The sequence below is a fragment of the Marinobacter lacisalsi genome, from assembly GCF_042651045.1.
Classification (GTDB): Bacteria; Pseudomonadota; Gammaproteobacteria; order Pseudomonadales; family Oleiphilaceae; genus Marinobacter; species Marinobacter lacisalsi.
The window spans coordinates 1-4,672 of record NZ_JBHSDI010000045.1; the positions used below are offsets into that span (position 1 = coordinate 1).

General features: G+C 52.7%; 6 protein-coding genes. 2 read left to right on the forward strand and 4 right to left on the reverse strand.

Features of this window, described 5'->3' with window-relative positions; genetic code table 11:
• Window positions 1-81: 81 nt before the first annotated feature.
• The 4 genes from ACFOZ5_RS13605 to ACFOZ5_RS13620 form a co-directional block, all read right to left on the reverse strand.
• On the reverse strand, window positions 82-459 hold the full coding sequence (locus ACFOZ5_RS13605; RefSeq protein ID WP_379888198.1) for a hypothetical protein: 378 nt from the start codon (window positions 457-459) through the stop codon (window positions 82-84).
• A gap of 31 nt (window positions 460-490) precedes the next feature.
• A complete protein-coding gene (locus ACFOZ5_RS13610) occupies window positions 491-841 on the reverse strand; it encodes a hypothetical protein (RefSeq protein ID WP_379888200.1) in 351 nt (116 codons plus the stop codon).
• Window positions 842-999: 158 nt separating this feature from the next.
• Window positions 1,000-1,362: a hypothetical protein gene (locus ACFOZ5_RS13615; RefSeq protein ID WP_379888202.1), complete on the reverse strand. Its 363-nt coding sequence runs from the start codon at window positions 1,360-1,362 to the stop codon at window positions 1,000-1,002.
• Complete coding sequence (locus ACFOZ5_RS13620; protein ID WP_379888205.1) at window positions 1,362-2,306, reverse strand: hypothetical protein; 945 nt, start codon at window positions 2,304-2,306, stop codon at window positions 1,362-1,364. Before ACFOZ5_RS13620 ends, ACFOZ5_RS13615 begins: the two co-directional genes overlap by 1 nt.
• 465 nt (window positions 2,307-2,771) lie before the next feature.
• Here ACFOZ5_RS13620 and ACFOZ5_RS13625 point away from each other — a divergent pair, with 465 nt between their 5' ends.
• Window positions 2,772-3,743, forward strand: a complete 972-nt coding sequence (locus ACFOZ5_RS13625; protein ID WP_379888206.1) for a transposase — start codon at window positions 2,772-2,774, stop codon at window positions 3,741-3,743.
• A gap of 562 nt (window positions 3,744-4,305) precedes the next feature.
• Entirely contained in the window at window positions 4,306-4,572 is a 267-nt protein-coding gene (locus tag ACFOZ5_RS13630; RefSeq protein WP_379888208.1) for a hypothetical protein, read from the forward strand.
• Window positions 4,573-4,672 lie beyond the last annotated feature (100 nt).

Below are 4,672 nucleotides of genomic sequence, written 5' to 3' on the forward strand. Positions count from 1 at the left end.
ACCTCAGCCTGGGCATGAAAACGCCCCAAGAGGTACATGAAAAAGCCAGCCCCCATAAGGCGCTGGCTTCAACAAAAACCGTCAACGTATTTTAGGACGGGTCAAGGGGTAGACCTGGGAGTAATTGTCGATGTCCGACCTGCCGGCTATTACAGATCTGATCTCATCCGTTTCTATAGCCTCCTCCAGGCTATCGTAGACTGCCATCTCTACATCCGACAGCCACATGCCCTCATACTCACTCTTCAAGTACTCGGGATCGAAGGCATTGCAGAGTGCATTGGCATCTGCTTCTAACTGGCTCTCTGGGTTACAACCACTGAGTACTACAACGGACAGCACCAGAGCAAAAATAAAGGGCACTCTTTCATCTTTTTCTTTCATGTGTAGTGGTTCAATGATTCCAGACACCAACGAGGACGTCGAAAATAGATCCATCCCGTTTTTTTCCAAGGTCAAACTTCTACTGAGCTCCTGATTGATTCTGATGTCAGCTAATCAGTAGGAAAACCGGGGCCCCAATAAAGAAGACCAGAAAACCCAATAGCATTGCATAAGCAGCAGCCATCTCAAATGGAGTCGCAAAAGCTTTTACGTCCAAGTCATTATAGATTGCCTGATAATTTCTGGACCTGGAAATGAAAGGAAGCGTGCATGCGTATGCAAATATATAGGTGTTAAGAAAACCGAAATCGAGCGTACCGCTTTGCCAGTATGCATCAGATGCCTCCAGATGCTTTTTCAGGCGGCGGGTAAGCGTGAATCTCAAAACTACCAAACATACGATAGCTAAAACGAGTCCACCAACAGCAATCATTGCGACAAAAACATCCAGAGGCATGCGACTCATTCCACAAACCAGTCGTAAATTTCACCAAGCAACTTCTTCAGCCCATAGTCCGCACGAACAGCGACAGCCCCTGCAGCGACGATACCGATCGCCAACCCAACTGGCACGAGGGCCCTAACCTGGACCTCCCGCATTTTTGTTACTGACAACTACGGCTTAAAAATATAGAAAAATGGAATGCACACAAAAAACAGCGTCAAACCACCAATGGTTCCGTATGCGGTTACCCTTTCAAAGCTGTTAGCAAAGGCCCTGATGTTCAGTTCGGGGTATACCCTCTGGAAGCGTTCCAACCTCTGGATACCCGGTATCGCGCAGGCCCAAGCAAATAGAGCGGTGTTGGCCAACCCGAAGTCCAGAGCACCGCTATCCCAATACTGGCCATTCACTGAGAGGCTGGCCTTTAATCGGCGTGTCAGGGTTAATCTAAGTATCAATAGCCCCAATACCATAAGGGACGCACCGACAGCGCCAAGTAATGCAAACAGCGTCGTCAACGAGGAGTCAGTCATCAATCCACCAGATCATAGAGCCAACCAATTATGTCCTTGAAGGCGTAATCAGCGCCAACGGCTGCGGCACCGCCCGCAACGATACCAACGGCAAGCCCCACTGGCGTAACTGCGATCACCGCGCCGATCAAAACACCAGCGCCAATTCCCACAAGGAACGACCCGCCTTCCACCACCGCTTTACGCTCCCAGTTTTCGCCATTCTTCCAACTCTGGTAGACCCCATTCGTCCTCAGATAGCCGTCGACCATGATGAACCCAGGGCCCGCGACCCGACCAATCTTGGCGAACTTGGTGAGTTTCTGCACATCAGCGGCGTCACGGACGGGTATAGACTCCCATACGGTTCGGCCAGTGGCATTTGTGGTCTGACGCATCCTGAAAGTGTTGTTGTTCAGATAATTCTTGGATCGACTGAACAGCACCTGATTCATCTCCTTGAAGGCGGCTTCTGCCCGCCGCTTTGCCCCATCCACCATCCTAGGAGCAGCCCGGTGATTTTTCAGATCCTCATATCTCTTGTTAGCCACATCGTACTTATCAATCGCCTTAAGAACGGTGTCAGACTGTGCAAGCGCCGCGCCCATGCCATTTCCGCCAAATGTGTTCAGATCTCCAACGATACTGGGAATCTTGGTCTCGAAAAGAAAGTCCGCCATTCCCATTACCGCAGCACCACCAGCATACTGGCTGAGGTGGGCAAGCGTTCGCTGCTCTTCCATTGAGCAGGACAGGATAGGGCTAATATCAACGCTCTCGTTCGGCCTGCCTGAAGGAATAGCTACTGCCCGATTCGGTTGGCAGACAGACGGCTGGGAGTCCTTCCAGTTAGCTCCCATAAACTCACGGGCAAACTCCTCGGAAGTCATATCCGACGGGCAAGTATTTTCGGCGATCACCTGAGGAGAAGTGGCAGATCTTGGGTAGTAAATCGCTGAGGTCATAGTTCATCCTTGATAGCGTGGTTTCAATCTTTGATACGACAATCCTGTCAGGTTGGAAATTAGCAAACTCCACGGCGCAGCGCCACCACCTTGTAAGCACTTATGGTTTTGAATGCGGTCCGCCCGGGGTTGCCCCGGACCGACCAGCTCGGCGACTCATCGAACCAGTCGTTGATTACAAGCCCTACCCGTGCGGAATAGCTGGACCACGGTTAAATCTCAGGCGACTCTGCCATCTGCGCCTTAGCCGTAATCTCGGGCTTCAACGAACACGGCCTGATGGCTGTTGCCGCACGGAGCGATATGATGCGGAAGTCCAGGCAAGCACCGGGAAGCCTCCCGCTACGCGGTCCAAGGCAGATATTGAATCATCAATCGCTTAACCTGCAGCTAACATCGACGCTTGCGGGGCATGGTTGACCGTGATTCTATACAGCTATATTCGCAACTTGCTAAAGGACTGGCATGCCGCGCCCCAGAGAACAGCAGATATCACTCGCTGATACGCCCTACTACCACGTCGTTTCCCGCTGTGTTCGCCGGACCTTTCTATGTGGATTCGACGACCAGACTGGCCAGAGCTATGAACACCGCCGTCATTGGATCGAACAACGTATACGGCTGCTATCGTCCATCTTCACCATCGACCTTTGCGCCTACGCGGTGATGTCCAACCATTACCATTTGGTGGTCAAGCTCGCCCCGGAACAAGCAGGCAATTGGAACGATGACGAAGTTCTCGCACGCTGGACCAGCTTGTTCAAGGGTCCGCTACTGGTGCAACGCTATCAAGCTGGTGAAGAGCTGCACGAAGCAGAACGGCGGTCCGTTAAGCAGATCATCGATGTGTACCGGCAGCGGCTGACGGACCTGAGCTGGTTCATGAAGTGCCTGAACGAATCGATTGCCAGGGAGGCAAATCGGGAAGATGACTGCACAGGACACTTCTGGGAGTCCCGCTTCAAATCCCAGGCATTACTCACGGAACAGGCGGTACTGAGTTGCATGGCCTATGTCGACCTGAATCCGGTCAGAGCCGCCATGACGGAAACGCCGGAGACGTCCGACTACACCAGCATCAAAGAACGTTTGGCGCCCCGATTCGATCTGGCAGAGGCCATCCAGTCACAGAGCGAGCAGCTATTTCTGAAGCAGTTCCCAATCCCCCTGAAGCCCCTACTGACTTTCGAGGAAGCGGTCAGGAACGAGCCGCAAATGGGCATCCTATTCTCGTTGAATGACTACCTGGAACTGGTGGATTTCACCGGGCGGATCATCCATCCGAACAAGCGTGGCCATATACTGGAACACCAGCCGCCCATCCTGAAAAGACTGGAACTGAGTACTGAAGAATGGCTCGCCGAAGCGACCGAATTCGAGGATCGGTATCACAACAACCGGCGGGCACACCTGGAACGACGACGATCAGCGGCCTGACGTAACACCTTCTCCGCTTATCTTCCCTATACTGGCGACCGCCAGCAGCCGAATCTGGCCCAAAATCGGCCAAAAGGGCTGATTTTTAGCAAAACGTGTCGCCAAAACAGAACTCGAGACATTTCGGGCCGATCTACCGGCCCTAGCCATCAGTCGGGACTACACTCAGAAGCTGCTTTTTTTGCCTATGCCTGTCTTGTGCCTTTGTGCCCGTATCCCCGGCTCTTGAGTCCTTCAAACAGCATGTGGCCAGCCATGGGGGCATTTTGCCGCCGGGTGATGAGGTGATTGTTGAGGATGATTACGAGGGTCACTCGATCAGGATCGAGTCGTCGGAAAATCCTGATTTTCGGATTTCAGCGAATTATGAGTGGTTGCCTCCCAGGCACTGAGTCCCCATCCTCGCACGACGCATAGTGCCGTTGATATTTTTTACGGATTGCGACGCAGCCTCTTCCCGAAGCCACCATAAGTTACAGAGGGAAAGCGTCTAACCCCTGACCGGCATTTACTTTGCGTACAGTTTGGCGATGTTCCAATTCAACAATGCGGAGTATTCGCTATGAAAAAGCTACTGCAATGGGCCGCAGCAGGCCTGATACTGTGCTCCGGAATTGCAAACGCTGGTTATATCACGCTGGACGAAGTTGCCCTCGACGACATCTTTGCCCAGCCTTCACTGGGCATCCCCGGCGGCGTCGATGTCCGCGTGAACCCATACCAGGAAGTGGTCAGGCCGGACCTGATAACGATTGACAGTTTTATTGAGGTCTTCGATCTCTGGAACTCCACACCCTACGACTTTCCCGCCATCGATCTCTATTTGTAAGCGCTCCACCAACCCCATCTTAACGGTCTGACCGGAATTCGCCAGACTCCCAGCCTCTGACTGAAGGAGGCTGACCATGAACCATCAACTGACCTCGACC